Annotated in this window: 1 protein-coding gene; it reads right to left on the bottom strand. The window is 55.1% G+C overall.

Translation table 11 applies throughout. The features are described 5' to 3' along the window. Positions 1–54 precede the first annotated feature (54 nt). Positions 55–1,245: an IS256 family transposase gene (locus WMO24_RS00460; protein ID WP_435413663.1), complete on the bottom strand. Its 1,191-nt coding sequence runs from the start codon at positions 1,243–1,245 to the stop codon at positions 55–57. Positions 1,246–1,357: the final 112 nt, after the last annotated feature.

The raw sequence follows: 1,357 nt of genomic DNA, 5'->3' as shown, positions 1-1,357 counted from the left end.
GGTAGTGTCAAGTATTTTTCGCAAAATGGTTTGCAGGCCCTGGCATGAGAGAAGTCAGCCAGCAATGGAGGCATCCTCAACGGCAGCCTCCAGGTGCTTCATGTTCATGTATTTCTTGTTACCCCACTGGGTACCGGCTACATGGCGCAGCCGGGCACAGACCAGCATGAGGGCGGAGTTGCCGTCCGGGAAACTCCCCACCACGCGAGTGCGGCGGCGGATCTCCCGGTTCAGCCGTTCAATGACGTTATTGGTACGGATGCGAGTCCAGTGTTCGCTGGGAAAATCGCAGTAAGTCAGCGTTTCCTCAATGCCATCCTCCACCTTCTTGGCTGCTTCTTTCAGCTTCATGGAACGTAGTTCTTCTACCACGGCTTTGGCTTTCTCACGGGCAGCCCTCTTGCTTTCCTGGGCGTGGATTGCCTTGAGCATCTTTGCCACCAGCTTCACCTTGGAGCGAGGCGTGACAGAGAACACATTGCGGTAAAAGTGGACGGTGCAGCGCTGGTACTTGGCTTCGGGGAATACTTCTCCCACAGCCTCCAGCATACCAAGACACTTGTCGCCAACAATGAGTTTCACTCCGTCCAGGCCACGGCTGCGGAGCCACTGGAAGAAGCTGACCCAGCTGGCCTTGTCCTCTTTCATGCCCTCGGCGGCACCAAGAACCTCACGGTATCCGTCCTCCTTTACCGCAATCGCCACCAGAATGGCCACATTTTCAAACTCTCCGCCCCAATTTCGGCGCAGGTAGATCCCATCCACATAGACATACGGATAGCGCCCACCTTGCAGAGGGCGGTTCCGCCAGTCCTCAATGTGGACATACGCTTTCTTATTCAGCTCGCTGATGGTGGCCGGAGACACCTTGCTTCCCCACAGAGCCTCGGTAATATCCTCTACGCGCCGGACGGACACGCCTGCCAGGTACATCTCAATGAGGGCTTCCTCCACGCTGCTCTCCCGGCGGCGATACCGCTCAATGATGGCGGTCTCGAAGGAGATCCCTTTGAGCTTGGGTACCTTGAGGGTAACATCCCCGGAAGTGGTGGTAAGATTGCGGCTGTAGTGGCCGCTGCGGTATCCCTGGCGCTGCTCATTACGCTCGTACCGGGCCGCCTGGGTCAGCTTTTGAGCCTCAGTCTCCAGCAGCTCGTTGAGAGTTTCCTCTACGCTCCCACGCACAAGTTCCTTGAGTTCGTTCTTGATTACGGCCTCGTTTAGTTGTACAATCTTCTCGGACATGGTTTGCTCTCTCCTTTCAGAATGGTGTGTCGCAACTTCATTCTACCAGAGTTCTGCAAACCATGTCTTCTTTTATCCTCTTTTCAATTTGCGAAACTTATTGTACCTTATC

It is taken from the genome of Ruthenibacterium intestinale (genome assembly GCF_040096265.1).
GTDB classification, from domain to species: domain Bacteria; phylum Bacillota; class Clostridia; order Oscillospirales; family Ruminococcaceae; genus Ruthenibacterium; species Ruthenibacterium komagatae.
This window is presented reverse-complemented; position numbering and strand designations above follow the sequence as displayed.

Coding starts and splice junctions, on each gene's coding strand:
- WMO24_RS00460 (WP_435413663.1), bottom strand. CDS start 1,245: ATGTCCGAGAAGATTGTACAACTAAACGAGGCCGTAATCAAGAACGAA.